Here is a 17,405-nt window from a genome sequence, read left to right as displayed (position 1 = left end):
GCCATGACCACGGCCAAGCCGGAAATCCTCATCACCTACTGCACCCAGTGTCAGTGGCTGCTGCGCGCCGCCTGGCTGGCCCAGGAGCTGCTCAGCACCTTCGGCGAGGACCTCGCCAAGGTCAGCCTGGAGCCCGGTCGCGGCGGGGTGTTTCGCATCACCTGCGACGATGTGCAGATCTGGGAGCGCAAGGCCGATGGCGGCTTTCCCGAAGCCAAGGTACTCAAGCAGCGCGTGCGCGATCTGATCGCGCCGGAACGCGATCTCGGCCACAGCGACCATCCCTGAGTTTCCCGATAGCGCCTGGGTCGTTGTCATCGAATCGACCCAGCGGCGTCACGGCGTCTTCATCCCCGGTGCGGAAGATCGGTTAAACCCTGCCGGAGATTGCCGATGAGCAGCGCCCACCTCTTTCAGCAGACCGACAAGCAATCTGTCCGCACCCTCTGGATTTCCGATGTGCACCTCGGTACGCGGGACTGCAAGGCCGAGCACCTGGCGAGCTTTCTCAAGCGCTATCACGCCGATACCCTGTATCTGGTCGGTGACATCATCGACGGCTGGCGCTTGCGCAGCGGCATCTACTGGCCGCAGGCTCATACCAATGTCATCCGCCGCCTGCTGACCATGAGCAAGCGCGGTACCACGGTGATCTATGTCACCGGCAACCATGACGAGTTCCTGCGACGCTATTCGGCGCTGATGCTGGGCAACATCCACCTGGTCGACGAGGCCGAGCACGTCACGGCCGACGGGCGGCGGCTGCTGGTGATCCACGGCGACCAGTTCGACGTGGTCACCCGCTGTCACAGGTGGCTGGCCTTTCTCGGCGACTCCGCCTACGGCTTCACCCTGACCCTCAATCGCTGGCTCAACCACTGGCGCGAGCGCTGGGGCTACGGCTACTGGTCGCTGTCGGCCTTTCTCAAGTACAAGGTGAAGACGGCGGTGAACTTCATCAGCGACTTCGAGGAGGCCATCGCTCACGAATGCCAGCGTCGCGGCTTCAGTGGTGTGGTCTGCGGGCATATCCATCATGCGGAGATTCGCCGTATGGGCGGGGTGGAGTACCTCAATTGCGGCGATTGGGTGGAGTCCTGTACGGCCCTGATCGAGCATTGGGATGGCACCATCGAGCTCTATCGCCTGGCCGAGGAGCAGGCGCTTCTGCTGAGCCAGGGAGCCGCGCTGGCGAACGTCGTCGAGACCGCCGCATGAGAATCCTGATCATCAGCGACGCCTGGTTGCCCCAGGTCAACGGCGTGGTCACCAGCCTGCAGTCCCTGATCGGCGAGTTGCGTGAGCTGGGCCATGAGGTACGGCTGCTGTCGCCCGGCGACTTCCGCTCCCGACCCTGTCCGACCTATCCGGAGATCCCGCTGGTCTGGGATCTCTGGCGTGTTGGGCCGGCGATCCGTGCGTTCCGGCCGGATTGCGTGCATCTGGCCACCGAGGGGCCTCTCGGCTGGGCCGCCCGGCGCTGGCTGCTGAAACACGGGTTGGCGTTTTCCTCGGCCATCCACACGCGCTTCCCGGAGTACGTCCATACCCGTTGGCCATGGCTGCCGCTGAGCTGGGGCTATGCCTTGCTGCGCGCCTTCCATCGGCCGAGCCGTGCGGTACTGGTGAGTACCGAGCGATTGCGCGACGAGTTCAGCCATTGGCGACTGCCGCGGCTGGTCATCTGGCGCAAGGGCGTGGATACCCGTCTGTTCTTTCCGCAGCCGGGGCGGCGCGTGGCAGAGCGGCCGGTCTTTCTCTATGTCGGGCGGATCGCTCCGGAGAAGAATCTGGAGGCCTTCCTGGCTCTCGAACTGCCAGGCGAGAAGCGAGTGGTCGGCGACGGGCCGCAGCGGGCGGAGTTGGAGGCGCGTTATCCCGAAGTCCGCTTTCTCGGCTATCGTCACGGCCGTGAGCTGGCTGTGGCCTACGCCGAGGCCAGCGTGCTGGCATTCCCCTCGCGCACCGACACCTACGGTCTGGTGATGCTGGAGGCCCTGGCCTGCGGCACGCCGGTCGCGGCGTTTCCGGTGCCAGGGCCGCTGGATGTGCTGGAGGCGGGCGTGAGCGGCGTCCTCGACGAGGACCTTGGCAAGGCCTGCCTGGCTGCATTGTCACTGGATCGCGAGCAGTGTGCCGAGCTGGCGGGGCGGCAGTCCTGGCGCGCCTCGGCGCTCGAGTTTCTGGCTCACCAGGTGCTGCTGGACGGCGAGCCATGCATCCTGGCTCAGGCGTATGCAGGGTTGCAGGCGGATGTTCTGGTCGACTAGGCTCTGCGAGCACAGCCTGTGCCATCATACTTGGGCTCTTCCGTGCCGTTGCAAAGCTTCGGGCTTGCTCGGCAGAACATCAGGCTGGGGCTGATCCTCTGGCAGATGGTCGGCCGTCTCGAGGGGCAGCGAGGGAGTGCACTATGGCGGCTTGTCGCGCTCTGCGCGGGATAGCCGGATTCGCTGCATCCGGTCTGCTGGCCGTCCCTGGCCAGCCTGGCAGCGGAAGATCCGCTGATTTGCGCGGCGTGCTGCTTGTGACTAGACGGTTACCTTGTCCCTGAGCTTCTCTGCAGCCTGGCGCAGGGCCAGGATGACACGCTCCTTGTCGAAGTTCTGGATGTCATTGGTATCCAGATACATGGAGAAGCCGGGCATTTCGTGCTCGATGAAGCTGGAGACGGCGCCCAGATCGCGGCGGAAGTCGACGATCTGGTAGATCTGCACCGGCCGGCTGAAGCCCTTGACCGTGATCTGGCCCTTGTCGCGGCACATGATCACATCCTTCACCAGGGAGTAGGTTTCGTGGGAGATGAGGATCTCGCCGGCTTCCGAGGCGCTTTCCAGGCGGCTGGCGAGATTCACCTCGCGGCCGATGATGGTGTAGTCCATCCGCGTGTCGGCACCGAAGTTGCCGACCGTGCAATAGCCGGTATTGATGCCCATGCGGATTTCCAGCGGCTTGGTGATACCCTGGGCGCGCCAGTGCTGGCGCAGCACCTTCATGTGCTTGCGCATGGCAATGGCCATGGACACCGCCGCGACCGCGTCATTCTTTGCACCTTCGGTGGTGGGGTCGCCGAAGAACACCATCACGGAGTCGCCAACGAACTTGTCGATGGTACCGCCGTATTTCAGGGCGATTTTCGACATTTCGTTCAGGTAGTTGTTGAGCAGATCGGTCAGCGCCTCGGCCTCGAGCTCTTCCGACAGTTCGGTGAAGCCCTTGATGTCGGAGAAGAACACGGTGAGCTTCTTGCGCTGGGTTTCCAGGCGCACGCTCTTTCTGCCGGTGAAGATCGACTCCCAGACTTGGGGCGACAGGTACTTGGCCAGACTGCTGGCCAACTGGGCGGACCTCTCCTGTTCCCGCTTGATCTCCGCGCGAATCTGGATCAGCCGCTGGCTCTGCCGATGGACGAAGCAGGCGGTGATGCAGACGTACAGCATGGTGAAGGCGACGCTCACCAGGGAGACGACATCGGGCGTGGAGCCCCGGTAGGTGGGCGCCAGCAGCATATTGGCCAGCAGCGTCGTGCTCAGGGCTACCAGCACGGCAAGTATCAGGTTGCGGGTACCGCCTGTCATCAGCGCGCTGAAGCAGAGCGTCAGCAGGAGCATCAGGCTGGGGACGATCGAGAAGCCCAGGAGCACTGCTGCCAATCCGGCATGAATCGCATCGAAGAACAGCAGAACCTGGCTGGTTTGCTGGGGATGTTCGAGCCGATAGCCCTGGCTGAGGTGATGGACAAGAGGGGGGTAGAGCAGGGCGTAGGGCACCAGCCAGAGAATGTCATAGCTGAAATACTGTACATAGGTGCCTGCGGCGACGCTCGCGGCAGCTGAGATGTAGGCCAGCATGCGCGAGTAATATTGGCGCAGCGAGTAAGAGGAGGCGGGCAGTCCGTCTAGGCAAGTACTACTTACGTCTTTCATGAGGGGAGAAGCCTTCCTTGCTGCTACTGCTGGAGCTTATGCTTGTTATGGCGCAGGAGCTTATGCTTTAGCTGCAATGGTTACAATCATACGTTGAAAGACAGGCATGCGACTTTCGGGCATGATCAGGCTGAGGGGTTCTGCTCGCTGATTGTCGCTGTAGGAATCAGATGCCCATGTTGGCCAGACTTTGCAGAATGTTGCGCAGAGTCACGGCAAGCGTCGGATGCTCGGCCTCGAAGCGCTCCACGGCGAGGTTGATGCCATCCACCAGGCTGTCGTCCGGCGCGCCGCCCGCATCGCGGGCCAGTTGCAGCTCGAGTTCCTGGATGAGAGAGGCCATTCTGGCGCGCTCTTCGGCGCTCATGGGCGGATTCTGGGCCAGCTGATCGCGCAGTTCCTGTAAATGTCGCTGCAGGTTTTCGGGCATGACAAAATCCCCTTATGAAATTTCCTTGTAAAGGATAGTTCAGGCAGGAAGTGCCTGCTTGATCCTGATCAACGAGGGGGAGGGTTTCGGATTTTTGCCATCTGCGCCGATATGCAGCCGCTCAACCGGAGTCTTGACCTCCTGGAAGGCATGGCTGTTTCCCCCGTCCCGGCCGAGAGGGCGCAGGGCGGGGAAGCCTTGCGTCAAGCCGATGTCCTTCCGGCAGCCAGAAAGCCCGAAGGTGCGGGACTGGCTTCAGCGCAGCCAAAATAGTGGCGATATGTGACATATAGATGACCGGCATTGCTTGAGCGCCAGTCCGATTGCAAAAGCCTGTGACCGAGTATGACTTTGGTTTGATCCGCAACGGCAGTTCTGCTGCTGCCTGAATGCATAGCAGACTATATACTCGGCCACTATTGAATAATTCTTCGCGGAGGAGGTACCAGCAATGCGTGTGATTGCCGCCGACCGGACCAAACGATTGGGCCGTTCGCTAGTCTGTGCCGGACTGGCCCTGTTGCCCGTAATGACAGCGGTTGCCGAGGAAGACCCGTGGGAAGGTGTCAACCGGGCGATATTCCGTTTCAACGATACCCTGGATGCCTATTTTCTGAAGCCAGTCGCCAAGGGGTATCAGGCGATTACCCCACAGTTCCTCGAGGATGGCGTGCACAACGTCTATCGCAATATTGGTGACGTCGGCAACTTGGCCAACGATCTGCTGCAGGCCAAGTTTCACGATGCGGGTGTCGACAGCAGCAGGCTGCTGCTCAACAGTACCCTGGGCGTAGTGGGATTTTTCGACGTGGCGACCAAAATGGGGCTCGACCGAAACGACGAAGACTTCGGGCAGACTCTGGGGGCCTGGGGCGTGCAGAGTGGTCCCTATGTAGTGCTGCCGTTCTTCGGTCCGAGCACGGTGCGCGATGCCGGCGGGCTGGTTGTGGACTCCTACACCAAACCCTACCCGTACATGGATGACGATATCCGGACCCGCAACATCATGTTCGGTCTCAATGTCGTGGATACCCGTGCCAGTTTGCTGTCGGCGGAGAAGCTCATCACCGGCGACAAGTATGTCTTCATCCGCAACGCCTACCTGCAGAATCGTGAGTTCAAGGTGCAGGATGGCAATGTGGAAGACGATTTCTAAAGCATTCGCCTGGATGCGTCATTGCGATGCCAGTCTTTTTGACTGGCATTTTTCCCTCCGCCGCTTCTTGCCCCGGTGTCGAGTCGAAAGCGAAAAGTCGTGCTTTTATAGAGGCACGTCATTTCGATTGTGCTCGCAAATATGGTTACCAGGGCACGCTTGAATCACCCGGCAGATGGGAGTACCGTCTGCGCCGTGATGCGAACTCACTACTAGCGCTTTGGCCAGGGGCAGGCCGTATGCGAGCCCGACCCCTGCGCAGTCAGCCCGGATACCTCATGCACAATTCCAGTGCTAAGCTGCTGATAATCGATGACGACAAGGTCGTCCGTGCCAGTCTCGCGGCCTATCTGGAGGACAGTGGTTTCCAGGTTCTGCAGGCAGGCAACGCTCTGCAAGGGCTCGAAGTCTTCGAGAGTGAAGAGCCCGATCTGGTCATCTGCGATCTGCGCATGCCTCAGGTCGACGGCCTGGAGCTGATTCGGCGGATAGGCGAGCAACAGAGCGAGACCCCTGTCATCGTCATGTCCGGTGCGGGAGTCATGAGCGATGTGGTCGAGGCTTTGCGTCTCGGGGCCGCCGACTACCTGATCAAGCCGCTGGAAGATCTTGCCGTGCTCGAGCACTCGGTGCGCCGGGCGCTGGATCGGGCGCGCCTGCGTTTGGAAAACCGCCGCTATCGGGAAAAGCTGGAAGTCGCCAACCGGGAGCTGCAGGCCAGCCTGAGCCTGTTGCAGGAGGACCAGAACGCCGGGCGTCAGGTGCAACTGAACATGCTGCCGGAAACCCCTTGGGAGGTCGATGGCCTGTGCTTTGCCCACAAAATCATCCCGTCCCTCTATCTGTCGGGTGATTTCGTCGACTATTTTCGGATCGATGAGCGACGCCTGGGCTTCTACCTGGCTGACGTCTCCGGTCATGGCGCTTCTTCCGCGTTCGTCACCGTGTTGCTCAAGTTCATGACTACGCGCCTGCTGTACGAGTTTCGGCGCAATGGCGCATTTCCCGACTTCAAGCCTTCCGATGTGCTCGCCCACATCAATCGCGGCCTGATCAACTGCAAGCTGGGCAAGCATGTGACCATGCTCGGCGGTCTGATCGACCTGGCTGCCGATCGGCTAACCTATTGTGTGGGAGGGCACTTACCGTTGCCCGTGTTCTACAGCAACGGCGAAGCCACCTACCTGAAAGGGCGCGGTCTGCCGGTCGGCCTGTTTCAGGATGCTCGCTACGAGAATTACGAGTTGCAGTTGCCGGCTTCCTTCAGTCTGACCTTGGTGTCGGACGGAGTACTGGATCTTTTGCCGGGGGAGACGCTCAAAGAAAGAGAAGCCGTCCTGCCGGACCGCGTGAGGACCGCAGGGGGCACTCTGGATGGGTTGCGCCAGGTATTGGGATTGGCCCAGTTGGGCGAAATGCCGGATGATATCGCCTTGCTGGTGTTGAACAGGAACCTTGCATGAGTATCGGGAAAATCCAGTTCGCCGAGCAAAGCGGCACCTTCGTACTCAAGTTCATCGGGGAAATCCGGCTGACCTTGTGTTCGGCTTTGGACGACACCATCGAGCGGATTTTCGCTGCCCTCAATTTCTCCGCCATCGTCATCGACCTGACCGAAACCCAGAGCATCGACAGCACCACGCTGGGGCTCCTGGCCAAGCTTTCGATCCTCTCCCGGCAGAAGGTCGGCATGTTGCCGACGGTGGTGACCACTCATCCGGACATTACCCGTCTGCTGCAGTCGATGGGCTTCGATCAGGTATTCAATATCGTCGATCGCCCCATTCCTTGTCCGGAATGTCTTTCCGAGCTGCCTTCCCAAGATCAGTCGGAAGAGGTGGTCAAGGCCAAGGTACTGGAAGCGCACCGTATCCTGATGGGCCTTAATGAATCCAATCGGGAAGCCTTCCACGATCTGGTCAGTGCTCTCGAACGCCAGTAATCGGCGATCTGCGCAGGCGGGGCGGCCCTTGGGGCGCCCCGTCTTTTGCATCAGATCTTCTCGCTCAGCAGCGTCTCCAGCTTGAGCTGGTCGCGGGCGAACTGACGGATGCCCTCAGCCAGCTTTTCCGTCGCCATGGCGTCTTCGTTGAGTGCCCAGCGGAAGGCCCGCTCATCCAGCACCTGGCGGGCTTCTCCGCTGCTGCCGGGAGCCAGCTGGCGCTCCAGAAGGCCTTGCTCCTCGGCCAGTTGCTGCAGCAGTTCGGGGCTGATGGTCAGGCGATCACAGCCGGCCAACTGCTCGATCTGCCCCAGATTGCGGAAGCTCGCGCCCATGACCACGGTGTCGTAGCCGTTGGCCTTGTAATAGTTGTAGATGCGCGTGACCGATTGCACGCCGGGGTCTTCCGAGCCGGTGAAGTCGTGTCCCTCGGCCTTCTTGTACCAGTCGTAGATGCGTCCGACGAAGGGCGAGATCAGGAACACTCCGGCATCGGCACAGGCGACGGCCTGGGCGAAGGAGAACAGCAGGGTCAGGTTGGTCTGGATGCCGGCCTTCTCCAGTTGTTCGGCCGCGCGGATGCCCTCCCAGGTGGCGGCAATCTTGATCAGCACGCGCTTGCGGGCGATACCTGCTTGCTCATAAAGGTCGATCAGGCGCTCGGCCCGGCCGATGGTGGCCTGGCTGTCGAAGGACAGGCGAGCGTCCACCTCGGTGGAGATGCGCCCGGGAATGACCTTGAGAATTTCCTGGCCCACGGCGACGGCGAAGCGGTCGCAGGCCAGTCCGAGGTCGCCGCCACAGCCCGTCATTGCATGCTCAAGCAGCCCGGCGTAGCGGGGCAGAGCGGCAGCCTTGAGCAGCAGCGAGGGGTTGGTGGTGGCATCGACCGGCTGCAGGCGGGCAATGGCGTCCAGATCGCCAGTGTCGGCGACCACCGTGGTGTATTGCTTGAGTTGCTCCAGCTTGGATGTCATGGGCTCTGTCCTTTTACGATTGCCTGACCTTACCCGAGCGCCGGGGTGCACTCAACGGGCGGCTCGGGGCCTGTGCGGAAGACCGCGGGGCGGCCAGCGCTTCGATATCGGATATGGCTCAACGTTCCCTGCGCGTGCCCTCAGCGTCCTTCGAGCAGTGCTATCGCCTGGTCGAACAGTGCCAGTGGATCGCTGGCCTTGTGAATGTCCGCCGACAGCAACTGGCGGAAACGGCGTGCCCCGGGAAAGCCCTGCCCCAGGCCCAGCACATGGCGAGTGACATGGTGCAGGGTGCCGCCTTCGTCCAGATGCTGCTGGATGTAGGGACGCAGGCACTCCAGGGCCTCGTGCCGACTAATCGGGGGGAGGGGGTTGCCAAACAACTCCTGATCGACTTGGGCGAGCAGGTAGGGATTGTGATAGGCCTCGCGACCGAGCATCACGCCGTCGAAGGTCTGCAGATGCTGGCGACATTCCTCGAGGGTCTTGATTCCGCCATTGAGGATCATCTCCAGATCGGGAAAGTCCTGCTTGAGCTGTGCGACCACATCATAGCGCAGCGGGGGGATCTCGCGGTTCTCCTTGGGCGACAGCCCGGCGAGGATGGCGATGCGGGCATGCACGATAAAGCTGCGGCAACCGGCCTCGCATACCTGGCCGACGAAGTCGCGAAGTTCGTCGTAGGAATCCCGGCCGTCGATGCCGATACGGTGCTTGACCGTGACCGGAATGGCCACAGCGTCGCGCATCGCCTTCACGCAATCGGCCACCCGTGCCGGATGTCCCATCAGGCAGGCGCCGATCAGGTTGTTCTGCACACGGTCGCTCGGACAGCCGACGTTCAGGTTGACCTCGTCGTAGCCGGCCTCCTCGGCCAGTTTCGCACAGGCCGCCAGCTCGGCAGGGTCGCTGCCACCCAGTTGCAGTGCCAGGGGATGCTCCAACTGGTCATGACGCAGAAAGCGCTGGGCATCGCCATGCAGCAGCGCTCCGGTGGTAACCATCTCGGTATAGAGGAGGGCGTGATGCGACAGCTGCCGGAGAAAAAAGCGGCAATGCCGATCGGTCCAATCCATCATCGGCGCCACGCAGAAGCGGCGGGACGGCTCAGGGCGCGTGGTTGCTGGGTTCTGGCTAGTTTTCATCGGGCTTTCGGCAGTGTGCATTTATGTGGATTTTCTGGTGTTTTCGGGTGTTTCTAAAAGGTCGGTGGTAAAATTTACCACCCGGTAAATCAGATTTACCACCGACCTCGAAGGGTTTTCCACCATGGCCACCATCCGTACCCGGAAGAACAAGGACGGCTCCGTGATGTACACCGCGCAGCTCAGGATCAAGCGCGATGGCGTCCAAGTCTATCAGGAGAGCGCGAGCTTCAGTCGCCGGAAGGCGGCCGAGGCTTGGGCGAAGCGACGGGAGACCGAACTGAGCGAGCCTGGCGCATTGGAGCGCGAGCAGCGCGGTGGCAGGGTCACTCTGGCGGAGATGATCGACCGCTATATCGGTGAACGCGACCCTAAAAATCCGCTCGGCAAGACCAAGGAGGCTACTTTGCGTGCCGTGGCTGCTAGCCACCTGGGAGGTCTGCTCGAGTGCGAGCTCACAAGTCAGGCCTTGGTCGACTATGCGCTGTGGCGCATGAGTCCGGAAGGCGGCAGTGTGAAGCCGCAGACCGCTGGAAACGACTTGTCGCACATAGGCGCTGTGCTGACCATCGCGCGGCCGGCCTGGGGCTATGAGGTTGACGCGAGTGCGATGGCCGATGCGCGGCGGGTGATCAAGAAGCTTGGCTACAACACCAAGTCGCGCGAACGCGATCGCCGCCCGACGATCGCCGAGCTGGGCTCCTTGCTGCAGCAGTTCGTGGCAGTGCAAGCATCGCGCCCCACCAGTCTAGCCATGACCAAGGTGGTGGTATTCGCGCTGTTCTCGACGCGGCGTCAGGAAGAGATCACCAGGATTCGCTGGGATGACTTGGACGAAGCACGGCAGCGGGTCCTCGTGCGCGACATGAAGAACCCAGGCGACAAGTGGGGAAACGATGTGTGGTGCTCGCTGCCGGACGAAGCCTGGGCAATCGTGCAGAGCATGCCACGCACCTACCCGGAGATTTTCCCGTACACGGCGGATGCCATTCAGGGCGCGTGGAGTCGGGCGTGCAAGATCTGTGGCGTCGAGGATCTGCACTTCCATGATCTTCGCCACGAAGGCGTCAGCCGGCTGTTCGAGATGGGCTGGGATATTCCGAGAGCCGCGAGCGTGAGCGGGCACCGTAACTGGACGTCTCTGAGGCGATACACGCACCTGCACGAGCAGGGCGACAAGTACGCTGGCTGGGAGTGGTTGCCGAAGGTCATCGCCATGCCGACGACCTTCGGGGAGTGGGTTGATCGGCGCAAGCGGTCAGGCGCGGCGGCGGTTTAGCGTTTCGCACTCACGAACGGCGTCGGCGCGCCTGGCGTCGATGTACTGAGCCAGGTCGGTCAAGTGGACCCCTTTCGCAGCTTTCTGCCCTCCCTCCATGCGCACGATCGGCAGGGTGATCTGACCGGCCAGCGCCTTGCGCTGGAATTGATCGGCGGTCAGGTTGAAATAGTCGCGGCAGACCCATTCAAGAGGGATGATCGCCTGCCCGTTGTACTGGGCCATCAGTATAAATGCGGTATTCATCGCCTCTTTCCTGCCTTCTTGTCTTTCCTCTTCCCGTCATGGGCGGTGGCTCGCCAGCTGACGAAGGTGTTGAGATTAAGCATGGCCAGCCTCCAGCACCGCTCGCTCCCGCTCGAGAATCGCCCGGCGGCTGTCGGCCGTGACGCCAAGCCAGCGGCCGAGGTTGTTGCGGATGAGCCTCGGTGTGAACAGCGCTTCCTCCAGCGTCATGCCCTGGCGCATGCGGCGGCGGACCTGCGAGGGGGACAGTGGGCATTTGAAATGTGCCACCAGTTCGTCGACGGTGCCGGTCACGCCGCGGACGGTGCGCTTGGCCCGCTCATGGTGCGTCATGCCGGCCAGGGTGCTGGCCTCGCGCATGGCCGCGGTGTAGACGCCGCGCTTGCGGTCCACCGAGGCGCGGTAGGCGCGGGAGCGGTTACGCCCTGGGAACTCGACATCCGGCATATGCGCGACCAGCTTGTCGAAGGTCCAGCGGCTCAGGCCGAGCAGCTCCTGGGTCATGGTCTTGCTGTGCCCGGCCTTCGCCATGGCGCGGATTCTGTTTTCTACGCCGTTCGCCGGCAGCAGTTTGTCAATCATGGCCAGCCTCCAGCAGCGCACGAATCTCTCGCTGCGCGGTATACGGCGAGCCGATCAGGATCAGGTCGTGGATGTGTTGCAGCCGATCACGCGGCAGCGTCACGGCGTCCTGCTCCTGGGCGACGGGCGATTGCTGCTCGAGCACTCCGGCGAGGGCGTTTGCGCGGTGGTCGGCCAGGTGCTGCAGGTCGGCCAGTTGCTCGCGCAGGCGCGTGTTGTCGGCGCGCAGGCGGGCGAGCTGGTCGATTTGCGCTTCGGCCAGGCGGTTGGAGTTGGAGAGGGCAGACAGGAGACTGTCGACCTGGCGAGCCAGATCGAGGCACATGACCTTCGCCAGCCCGAGGTCGATATCCGGCCGCCGGAGGCCGGTGGCGATGCGGACGTAGGTGGTTTCGGGCTGGGCCGTCATGCTGCGGCCTCCTGCTGTTTTGGGCCGATGGCGTCTGCAAGCTCGCGCAACTGGTGGGCGACGGTACGGGCGTCACGGGCCTTGCGCGTGGCGGTCATGGCGTCCCAGGTGGCGGCGGCCAGTTCCAGGTTGGTGGAGGCCTGGCGCAGCAGGGTGGTGTGCCCGGCGTTCAGGCTCTGCGCTTCGTCGAGGCGCAGGGTGGCTTCCTCCAGGGCTTCGGCTGTCTGGCGGCGTTCGCGGGCGCGTTCGTTCTGCACCTGGCGAAGCTCGGCCTGGGTGGCGGTGAGGATGCGTTCGGCGCTGGTCAGGCGCTGGCCGGATTCGAGCAGTTCGGCGGCGAATTGCTCGCGGGCGGCGTCGTGGCCGTCGCGGTGGCCGCGTTGCAGGCCGAGGCGGATGCCGGCGGCGTGGCCGGTCAGGTAGCAGCCGGCGGTGGTGATGCCGGTGCCGAGGGTGATGCCGATCAGCGCGGCGGTGGTCATGTCCATGGTGTGCTCCAGGGTGTGGCGAGGCCAGGTGGTGGCTGGCGTGGGTTATTCCTGCTCGCCGCCGTCCGCTGGCGACAGCCGGCGGGCGAGTTCTTCGTCGGCCAGCCAGGCGCGCTCTTCGATGTAGGCGGCCAGGTGGCGGAGGTGGACGTACTGCTGGCGTTTGTTGCTGGTCACCACGGTGGTGAGCGGCAGCGGGATGCGCTCGGTGCCGATGGCGGCCTTGAACGTCTCCGCGTTCATGTTGCGGAAGTACCGCGCGCGCAGCTGTTCGAGGGGTATCAGCTCGTCGCCGAAGACCCGGAACAGCCGCTCGATGGCATCCGGTGGCGGGGCGAGGGTCAGCCGCAGGGGCGGCTGGAGGTGGTCGTTGGGTTTGCTCACGGCTTCTTCTTCCTTGCCGGGTGGTTCCAGGCTGACTCGACGTGATCTTTCACCAGCACGCGCAGTTCCTCCGGCACCTCGGCGAGCGCCTGCTGGCGTTCTTCCTTGGTGCGGAGGGCGAGGATCTGCGCGGCGTATTGCCTAGGCGACATTGCGGCCTTCCCGCTCAAGCGGAGGCGGTGGCAGGCCGATATCCAGTTGCGTGGCCAGCCAGTGCAGGCCGGCTCGCGTCACCCGCGTGGAGCGGCTGTACTGCATGCCCAGCGTCGGGTGGTACCAGTGGCCCTCATGGACCTTCAGGTGCAGGCGGTCGCGTTCCGGGTGGGCCGGCAGGTTGCCGGTGTCGAGCAGGCCGGCGGCGCGCATCCGCTTGATGAGCTGCGGGCGGCTGATGCCGAGACGCGCGGCGGCGTTGGCGAGTGTGTGGGCCATCGGCGGACCTCTCAGGCGGCGCTGGCCGCCGGCGCGGCGGCGAGGGAGAGGTGCTCGACGGCCTCGACGATCCGCGCATAGGCCTTGCTCTCGCCGTTCTCGTAGTTGGAGAGCAGGATGGTGCGCGGGCGCGACTCGCCGATGGCCAGGATGCCGGTGACGCCCGGCCGGGGCCGGTTACGGTGGATGGCGACGCGGATCGGGTGGGCGTGGCCCAGGTGCAGTTCGAGGAAGCCGCCGCGCTGCACGACATGGCGCAGTTGTCGTTCCTGGTCGCTGTCGAGCAGCGGCTCGTCCTCCGGCGGGAGGACGGCGACCACGCGGGCCGGGGCCGGCTCGGCGGAGTCCAGGCGGCCGTTGGCGATGGCTTCGACGAAGTCGGCCAGCAGGTGCGCCGGGTGCGGCTCGCCGTGGGGCAGGGTGAGGCTGTGACGCTGGCCGCCCAGCTCGACGGTGGCCTCGGTGCTGGACGGGCCGCGCTCGACCTTCAGGCGGAACATGATGCTGTGCCGGGAAAAGGCCGAGCGGCAGGTGTGGTTGAAGCTGCCGTTCAGGTTGAGCTGGGCGGCGAGCAGGGTCAGGGTCCGGTCGCTGAGGATGAAGGTGTTCATCAGGCCGCATCTCCGCCGAACGGGTAGTCGGAGGAGGGCGCAGCAGCCTTGGCGCGGCTGACCAGCCTGGGCTTGCCGCCGTGGATGACCACAAGGCGTTTGGTGTCGGCCTGGAGCTGCTCGATCAGCCGGCGGTTGGAGGCGCACGCCGGGTGGACGTGCAGGGTGGCGGTGGTGTGCATGGTGGGCCTCGGCTCTGTGGTGGAGAGATGAGGCTATTAAACCTAGTGTTTATTGGCGGGTCAATGTGGAATGTTTACTTTTGACTTCTGGGAGGGCATGAAAGCTCAGAGCGCCGAACAAAACCTCAATAAGTTAGCCTACACACCTTGCCAACTCTGCCATGCAATTTGGCTGCGATAAGTTTTGTTAGTGGCTCTGTTAGGGGGCTTGTCTCAAAGAGGGACAGTGGGTAGTGCACGGGAGTTGACCTTGGTTCAGTGTACAGTTTTTCTAAGCCTTTAGGGGATTGTAATAGGCCTGCTATAGCGAGTCTTTTTTGTGCTCGTCCATTGAAAAATGTAGATGTTAAGTTTTATTTGTTCTTTGTTTGAGAGGGGGTTGGAGTTATGGAAGGTGTTATGGAAAGTATAAAATTATTTCTTGCAAATCCGATTGTTGGTTTTGTGGGCTATATACTGTCAGCTGTTGCGGCAATTATCGCTATTGTGCAGGCATGTGGGAAAAATAAGGCAATTAAAGAGGTGTCAAGTTTAAGTGCGCAGCTGGACTTGAAGGTAGAGGAAAATAATAAATTAAAACTGGAGATAAATAGGGTCGAGAATAAGAATAGTGTTTCGCAAGGCGAGCGGTCTCAGTATTTTAATGGTAATACTGGTTCGGTGAATATTGATAATCGGGGATAATATGGGGCAGGGGGTTAACTTTGACAATAATCGTGGGGATATATACATCAATAATGAGAGGGGCATTGCTCGCTCAACTGTTTTGGGGAAGCTCGTAGAGATAATAGCAGCTGCTGATTCAGAGCGGCTGGATCTCAGTAGAGATCCAGCTGACGTGGAGGTGAAAATAAAATTTAATGATCTTTGTATGTATCGATGGTTGGTTGATGAATATATTGAGAATTGTTTCTTGATCGATGAATCGATAGTAGAGTTGAATAGGGTGATAAATAGTGGCAGTAGAAAACTAAAACAACAGGTTAAACTTTTTTATCGTCAAGCTCTGACTAAATATGAGATATCTACAAAACCATTTGATCTGGATGGCCTTAAGAGGAATTCTGATCGCGTGGTTAAAGAAGTGGTTGCATTGGCAACAGAGCTTGTGAAGTCCTCGTCAGATCTACAGCAGGGCTACTATGATGAGGATATAAATTTCGGTATTCATCTTATAATTAGTTATGCAATAATAGAGTGCATTGTTTTGGAAAATCCAAATGATCACGATTGATTCTGATCCCAAGCTGAATCCAGTCTATATCGGTGCTAGGATTTTGACTGAGATGGCATCTAGTGAATTTACTCAAGTCGGTGTTGAGGACTTATATGATGTGGTTAGGAGGGAGCTTGGTGTTTCATATGAGGTGTTTGTTTGTGCATTGGATTGGCTGTATGTGGCTGGTGCAATAGATCTTAATGAAAATGGGCTTATAGAGTATGCTGCTGCATAGATTAAATGTTTATAAAAATAAGGAGCTGCTGAGGCAGGTTGTCTTCAAAAAGGGCCTTAATTTAATAATTAATGCTGACTCCAAGTTGGTAAAGAGTGGTAACAGTATCGGGAAAACCACTCCGTCCAGGTTGTTGGATTATTTATTCCTGTCGGCGGGTAGTGATATTTATACTGAGCCGGAATTTAAAAAGGATATTCCTGAGGTCTCGAGCTTTATCGATAGCAATGATATTTTGGTAGAATTGGAGTTTTTTGGTTTTGATAATAAGCCTAAGTCTATTTCTAGAAGTCTTAAGAGGAATCCTAGTGATTCTGAGTTTTATGTGAATGGTGTGCTTTCGGATAAGAAAAGCTATTCAGAGTTTGTTGCTGCGAATATTTTTGGGCTGACTGGCGAAAAGCCGTCTATTCGGAACTTGAGCAATAAATTTATACGTAACACCAATGAGAAAATGCAAAATACTGCAAGGTTTTTGCATCTGCTCGCCAAGCCTGATGTTTATGATCAGGTTTATCTTTTTTTGTTTGGGTTTGCTGGCTTGGATTTGCTAAAGGAGAAGGCGCACATAAACAATCAGATATCGATAAAGAAAAAGCATTTGGCTGCATATAGAAACCCTTATAAGGAAAGCGCGCTAGAAAAAATGATTAAGCCGCTTGTGCATGAGGAAGAAGATTTAAAATCAAGGATTTCAAGCTTTGACTTTAAGGATGCTCAGGAGGGAAGTGTTCAGGAGTTGGTTAGGATACAGGGAGAGATATCTGGGGTAACTATGGAGTATTCAAAGGAGGCTAATCGGATTGACTATTTAAAGAGATTTATCGAAAAGTTGAAGGGTGATGCGGCCAGCATAGATGGGAAAGAACTTTATGATATATACTCGGATGCTGGAGTTTCGGTGAGCGGCAGCCTCAAGCGTTCCTATGAAGATCTGATTGTCTTTCATAACAAGATATTGTCCAATAAGCTTGAGTTGATAAAAAAGGAGCTTTCGTTGTGTGAGGCTTCTTATCTTTCCCTGAAAAAAGAGGTTCATCGGCTTCAAGAGTTGGAGGGCAATGTTTTTCGAGGTATTAAAGAGCCTGATACCCTCAAGTCTATAGGTCAAATGTATAATGATCTATCCTCTGTCAGGGAGAAAATTGCTAGCGTTAAAGTGCTTCTTGAAAAAATTGAGCTCGCTAAGGGTGATATTGCCTTGTTGGAGGCTGCAAAAGCTAATGTTGTAGAGGAAATTTATAAGAATACTAAAATGCTTGATCATAATATTGAGTTATTTAATTCATATTTTGGTGATTTAAGCAAATTGTTCTATGACGAAAGGTATATATTTGATCTTGCCTTCGACTTGGAGAAAGAGCGCTGTGAGTTTGATATAGCTTGTATTACGCCGAACTCAACAGGAGGAAAGAAGAAAGGAGAGTTAAGTGCGTTCGATTTGGCGTATATTAATTTTGTGAATGAGGCAAAGCTGAAGCGCCCGACATTTGTTGTGCATGATGGTATTGAAGATGTAGATGCAAATCAGGTGTTCGATATATTTCAATGCGCCAATAAGATAGATGGCCAATATATAGTTGCACTTCTTCGTGACAAGATTTCGGATAGTAGGTTTGAAGTGTTTAAAAAGGATTCAGTGATACTTGAGCTTTCTGAGGATGATAAATTTTTTAGGATTTGAGTTGGGTGAGTGATAGTTGAGGTGAGGTTTGCACGCGAATGGGGTGTTGCGTGTGTACTCCTAAAGGCTCGGTAAATA

General features: G+C 58.9%; 25 protein-coding genes. 11 read left to right on the top strand and 14 right to left on the bottom strand.

All coding sequences use genetic code 11. The annotated features are described in order from the left end of the window. The first annotated feature begins 3 nt into the window (after positions 1-3). The 3 genes from GCU53_RS04460 to GCU53_RS04450 all read left to right on the top strand — a co-directional run bounded on the left by GCU53_RS04460 (position 4) and on the right by GCU53_RS04450 (position 2,270). Positions 4-288: an Rdx family protein gene (locus GCU53_RS04460; protein ID WP_152386544.1), complete on the top strand. Its 285-nt coding sequence runs from the start codon at positions 4-6 to the stop codon at positions 286-288. A gap of 105 nt (positions 289-393) precedes the next feature. After that, a complete protein-coding gene (locus tag GCU53_RS04455; RefSeq protein ID WP_152386543.1) occupies positions 394-1,218 on the top strand; it encodes a UDP-2,3-diacylglucosamine diphosphatase in 825 nt (274 codons plus the stop codon). After that, the gene (locus tag GCU53_RS04450) at positions 1,215-2,270 is read left to right on the top strand and encodes a glycosyltransferase family 4 protein (protein WP_152386542.1); all 1,056 of its coding nucleotides are present in this window, start codon (positions 1,215-1,217) and stop codon (positions 2,268-2,270) included. The genes GCU53_RS04455 and GCU53_RS04450 overlap by 4 nt, the downstream gene beginning before the upstream one ends. Before the next feature lie 261 nt (positions 2,271-2,531). Here the strand turns inward: GCU53_RS04450 and GCU53_RS04445 are convergent, their stop codons facing one another. From GCU53_RS04445 to GCU53_RS25415, 3 genes are all read right to left on the bottom strand, one after another. Continuing rightward, the gene (locus GCU53_RS04445; protein WP_152386541.1) at positions 2,532-3,926 is read right to left on the bottom strand and encodes an adenylate/guanylate cyclase domain-containing protein; all 1,395 of its coding nucleotides are present in this window, start codon (positions 3,924-3,926) and stop codon (positions 2,532-2,534) included. Positions 3,927-4,092: 166 nt separating this feature from the next. Further along, the gene (locus GCU53_RS04440; RefSeq protein WP_152386540.1) at positions 4,093-4,356 is read right to left on the bottom strand and encodes a DUF4404 family protein; all 264 of its coding nucleotides are present in this window, start codon (positions 4,354-4,356) and stop codon (positions 4,093-4,095) included. A gap of 39 nt (positions 4,357-4,395) precedes the next feature. Then, complete coding sequence (locus GCU53_RS25415; RefSeq protein ID WP_167520031.1) at positions 4,396-4,563, bottom strand: hypothetical protein; 168 nt, start codon at positions 4,561-4,563, stop codon at positions 4,396-4,398. A 244-nt stretch (positions 4,564-4,807) separates the two neighbouring features. Here GCU53_RS25415 and GCU53_RS04435 point away from each other — a divergent pair, with 244 nt between their 5' ends. The 3 genes from GCU53_RS04435 (at position 4,808) to rssC (ending at position 7,454) form a co-directional block, all read left to right on the top strand. Next, positions 4,808-5,512, top strand: coding sequence for an MlaA family lipoprotein (locus GCU53_RS04435; protein ID WP_152386539.1), 705 nt, complete (start codon positions 4,808-4,810; stop codon positions 5,510-5,512). 278 nt (positions 5,513-5,790) lie between these two features. Next, positions 5,791-6,975 carry a two-component system response regulator RssB gene (rssB, locus tag GCU53_RS04430; RefSeq protein WP_152386538.1) on the top strand — a complete coding sequence of 395 codons (1,185 nt, stop codon included), beginning with the start codon at positions 5,791-5,793 and terminating at the stop codon, positions 6,973-6,975. Further along, the gene (rssC, locus tag GCU53_RS04425) at positions 6,972-7,454 is read left to right on the top strand and encodes an anti-sigma factor antagonist RssC (protein ID WP_152386537.1); all 483 of its coding nucleotides are present in this window, start codon (positions 6,972-6,974) and stop codon (positions 7,452-7,454) included. Before rssB ends, rssC begins: the two co-directional genes overlap by 4 nt. A 50-nt stretch (positions 7,455-7,504) precedes the next feature. Here the strand turns inward: rssC and tal are convergent, their stop codons facing one another. Both tal and dusA read right to left on the bottom strand, forming a co-directional pair. Next, positions 7,505-8,431: a transaldolase gene (gene tal / locus GCU53_RS04420; RefSeq protein ID WP_152386536.1), complete on the bottom strand. Its 927-nt coding sequence runs from the start codon at positions 8,429-8,431 to the stop codon at positions 7,505-7,507. A gap of 140 nt (positions 8,432-8,571) precedes the next feature. Next, on the bottom strand, positions 8,572-9,576 hold the full coding sequence (gene dusA, locus GCU53_RS04415; RefSeq protein ID WP_152386535.1) for a tRNA dihydrouridine(20/20a) synthase DusA: 1,005 nt from the start codon (positions 9,574-9,576) through the stop codon (positions 8,572-8,574). Between the two features lie 124 nt (positions 9,577-9,700). On the opposite strand from dusA, the gene GCU53_RS04410 reads away from it, so the two are divergent. Beyond that, positions 9,701-10,855 carry a site-specific integrase gene (locus tag GCU53_RS04410; RefSeq protein ID WP_167520030.1) on the top strand — a complete coding sequence of 385 codons (1,155 nt, stop codon included), beginning with the start codon at positions 9,701-9,703 and terminating at the stop codon, positions 10,853-10,855. On the opposite strand, the gene GCU53_RS04405 is transcribed toward GCU53_RS04410, so the two are convergent. The 9 genes from GCU53_RS04405 to GCU53_RS04370 all read right to left on the bottom strand — a co-directional run bounded on the left by GCU53_RS04405 (position 10,835) and on the right by GCU53_RS04370 (position 14,189). Continuing rightward, complete coding sequence (locus GCU53_RS04405; RefSeq protein WP_152386534.1) at positions 10,835-11,101, bottom strand: pyocin activator PrtN family protein; 267 nt, start codon at positions 11,099-11,101, stop codon at positions 10,835-10,837. The two genes, GCU53_RS04410 and GCU53_RS04405, sit on opposite strands and share 21 nt — an antisense overlap. Positions 11,102-11,176: 75 nt before the next feature. Continuing rightward, positions 11,177-11,683 (bottom strand): hypothetical protein, encoded by a 507-nt coding sequence (locus tag GCU53_RS04400; RefSeq protein ID WP_152386533.1) that lies wholly within the window; start codon positions 11,681-11,683, stop codon positions 11,177-11,179. Then, entirely contained in the window at positions 11,676-12,092 is a 417-nt protein-coding gene (locus GCU53_RS04395; RefSeq protein WP_152386532.1) for a hypothetical protein, read from the bottom strand. The genes GCU53_RS04400 and GCU53_RS04395 overlap by 8 nt, the downstream gene beginning before the upstream one ends. Next, a complete protein-coding gene (locus GCU53_RS04390; protein WP_152386531.1) occupies positions 12,089-12,580 on the bottom strand; it encodes a FliH/SctL family protein in 492 nt (163 codons plus the stop codon). Before GCU53_RS04390 ends, GCU53_RS04395 begins: the two co-directional genes overlap by 4 nt. Before the next feature lie 45 nt (positions 12,581-12,625). Next, complete coding sequence (locus tag GCU53_RS04385) at positions 12,626-12,964, bottom strand: pyocin activator PrtN family protein (protein ID WP_152386530.1); 339 nt, start codon at positions 12,962-12,964, stop codon at positions 12,626-12,628. After that, positions 12,961-13,116 carry a hypothetical protein gene (locus GCU53_RS25410; RefSeq protein WP_167520029.1) on the bottom strand — a complete coding sequence of 52 codons (156 nt, stop codon included), beginning with the start codon at positions 13,114-13,116 and terminating at the stop codon, positions 12,961-12,963. The genes GCU53_RS04385 and GCU53_RS25410 overlap by 4 nt, the downstream gene beginning before the upstream one ends. Next, entirely contained in the window at positions 13,106-13,396 is a 291-nt protein-coding gene (locus GCU53_RS04380; RefSeq protein WP_152386529.1) for a phage antirepressor KilAC domain-containing protein, read from the bottom strand. Before GCU53_RS04380 ends, GCU53_RS25410 begins: the two co-directional genes overlap by 11 nt. Before the next feature lie 11 nt (positions 13,397-13,407). Next, positions 13,408-14,007 carry a hypothetical protein gene (locus tag GCU53_RS04375; RefSeq protein ID WP_152386528.1) on the bottom strand — a complete coding sequence of 200 codons (600 nt, stop codon included), beginning with the start codon at positions 14,005-14,007 and terminating at the stop codon, positions 13,408-13,410. Next, positions 14,007-14,189, bottom strand: coding sequence for a hypothetical protein (locus tag GCU53_RS04370; RefSeq protein ID WP_152386527.1), 183 nt, complete (start codon positions 14,187-14,189; stop codon positions 14,007-14,009). Before GCU53_RS04370 ends, GCU53_RS04375 begins: the two co-directional genes overlap by 1 nt. Before the next feature lie 387 nt (positions 14,190-14,576). On the opposite strand from GCU53_RS04370, the gene GCU53_RS04365 reads away from it, so the two are divergent. Genes GCU53_RS04365 through GCU53_RS04350 form a run of 4 tightly spaced genes read left to right on the top strand, consistent with a single transcriptional unit; the run spans position 14,577 to position 17,327 of the window. Next, positions 14,577-14,873, top strand: coding sequence for a hypothetical protein (locus tag GCU53_RS04365; protein WP_152386526.1), 297 nt, complete (start codon positions 14,577-14,579; stop codon positions 14,871-14,873). Between the two features lies 1 nt (position 14,874). Beyond that, positions 14,875-15,423, top strand: coding sequence for a hypothetical protein (locus tag GCU53_RS04360; protein ID WP_152386525.1), 549 nt, complete (start codon positions 14,875-14,877; stop codon positions 15,421-15,423). Then, positions 15,410-15,643 (top strand): ABC-three component system middle component 6, encoded by a 234-nt coding sequence (locus tag GCU53_RS04355; protein WP_152386524.1) that lies wholly within the window; start codon positions 15,410-15,412, stop codon positions 15,641-15,643. The genes GCU53_RS04360 and GCU53_RS04355 overlap by 14 nt, the downstream gene beginning before the upstream one ends. Next, a complete protein-coding gene (locus GCU53_RS04350; protein WP_152386523.1) occupies positions 15,630-17,327 on the top strand; it encodes a DUF2326 domain-containing protein in 1,698 nt (565 codons plus the stop codon). The genes GCU53_RS04355 and GCU53_RS04350 overlap by 14 nt, the downstream gene beginning before the upstream one ends. Positions 17,328-17,405 lie beyond the last annotated feature (78 nt).

Origin of the sequence: Azotobacter salinestris, assembly GCF_009363155.1 — a bacterium.
GTDB lineage: Bacteria > Pseudomonadota > Gammaproteobacteria > Pseudomonadales > Pseudomonadaceae > Azotobacter > Azotobacter salinestris.
The sequence above is the reverse complement of the archived record's forward strand: the minus strand, read 5'-3'. Positions and strand labels throughout refer to the sequence as shown.

What these genes read in the sequence shown, in the direction of transcription:
- GCU53_RS04440 (WP_152386540.1), bottom strand. Translation starts at nt 4,356, where the DNA reads ATGCCCGAAAACCTGCAGCGACATTTACAGGAACTGCGCGATCAGCTG.
- GCU53_RS04460 (WP_152386544.1), top strand. Translation starts at nt 4, where the DNA reads ATGACCACGGCCAAGCCGGAAATCCTCATCACCTACTGCACCCAGTGT.
- GCU53_RS04395 (WP_152386532.1), bottom strand. Translation starts at nt 12,092, where the DNA reads ATGACGGCCCAGCCCGAAACCACCTACGTCCGCATCGCCACCGGCCTC.
- GCU53_RS04360 (WP_152386525.1), top strand. Translation starts at nt 14,875, where the DNA reads ATGGGGCAGGGGGTTAACTTTGACAATAATCGTGGGGATATATACATC.
- rssB (WP_152386538.1), top strand. Translation starts at nt 5,791, where the DNA reads ATGCACAATTCCAGTGCTAAGCTGCTGATAATCGATGACGACAAGGTC.
- GCU53_RS04350 (WP_152386523.1), top strand. Translation starts at nt 15,630, where the DNA reads ATGCTGCTGCATAGATTAAATGTTTATAAAAATAAGGAGCTGCTGAGG.
- GCU53_RS04380 (WP_152386529.1), bottom strand. Translation starts at nt 13,396, where the DNA reads ATGGCCCACACACTCGCCAACGCCGCCGCGCGTCTCGGCATCAGCCGC.
- GCU53_RS04375 (WP_152386528.1), bottom strand. Translation starts at nt 14,007, where the DNA reads ATGAACACCTTCATCCTCAGCGACCGGACCCTGACCCTGCTCGCCGCC.
- GCU53_RS04455 (WP_152386543.1), top strand. Translation starts at nt 394, where the DNA reads ATGAGCAGCGCCCACCTCTTTCAGCAGACCGACAAGCAATCTGTCCGC.
- GCU53_RS04390 (WP_152386531.1), bottom strand. Translation starts at nt 12,580, where the DNA reads ATGGACATGACCACCGCCGCGCTGATCGGCATCACCCTCGGCACCGGC.
- GCU53_RS04450 (WP_152386542.1), top strand. Translation starts at nt 1,215, where the DNA reads ATGAGAATCCTGATCATCAGCGACGCCTGGTTGCCCCAGGTCAACGGC.
- GCU53_RS04370 (WP_152386527.1), bottom strand. Translation starts at nt 14,189, where the DNA reads ATGCACACCACCGCCACCCTGCACGTCCACCCGGCGTGCGCCTCCAAC.
- GCU53_RS04355 (WP_152386524.1), top strand. Translation starts at nt 15,410, where the DNA reads ATGATCACGATTGATTCTGATCCCAAGCTGAATCCAGTCTATATCGGT.
- GCU53_RS25410 (WP_167520029.1), bottom strand. Translation starts at nt 13,116, where the DNA reads ATGTCGCCTAGGCAATACGCCGCGCAGATCCTCGCCCTCCGCACCAAG.
- GCU53_RS04405 (WP_152386534.1), bottom strand. Translation starts at nt 11,101, where the DNA reads ATGAATACCGCATTTATACTGATGGCCCAGTACAACGGGCAGGCGATC.
- GCU53_RS04410 (WP_167520030.1), top strand. Translation starts at nt 9,701, where the DNA reads ATGGCCACCATCCGTACCCGGAAGAACAAGGACGGCTCCGTGATGTAC.
- GCU53_RS04400 (WP_152386533.1), bottom strand. Translation starts at nt 11,683, where the DNA reads ATGATTGACAAACTGCTGCCGGCGAACGGCGTAGAAAACAGAATCCGC.
- rssC (WP_152386537.1), top strand. Translation starts at nt 6,972, where the DNA reads ATGAGTATCGGGAAAATCCAGTTCGCCGAGCAAAGCGGCACCTTCGTA.
- tal (WP_152386536.1), bottom strand. Translation starts at nt 8,431, where the DNA reads ATGACATCCAAGCTGGAGCAACTCAAGCAATACACCACGGTGGTCGCC.
- GCU53_RS04365 (WP_152386526.1), top strand. Translation starts at nt 14,577, where the DNA reads ATGGAAGGTGTTATGGAAAGTATAAAATTATTTCTTGCAAATCCGATT.
- GCU53_RS04435 (WP_152386539.1), top strand. Translation starts at nt 4,808, where the DNA reads ATGCGTGTGATTGCCGCCGACCGGACCAAACGATTGGGCCGTTCGCTA.
- dusA (WP_152386535.1), bottom strand. Translation starts at nt 9,576, where the DNA reads ATGAAAACTAGCCAGAACCCAGCAACCACGCGCCCTGAGCCGTCCCGC.
- GCU53_RS04445 (WP_152386541.1), bottom strand. Translation starts at nt 3,926, where the DNA reads ATGAAAGACGTAAGTAGTACTTGCCTAGACGGACTGCCCGCCTCCTCT.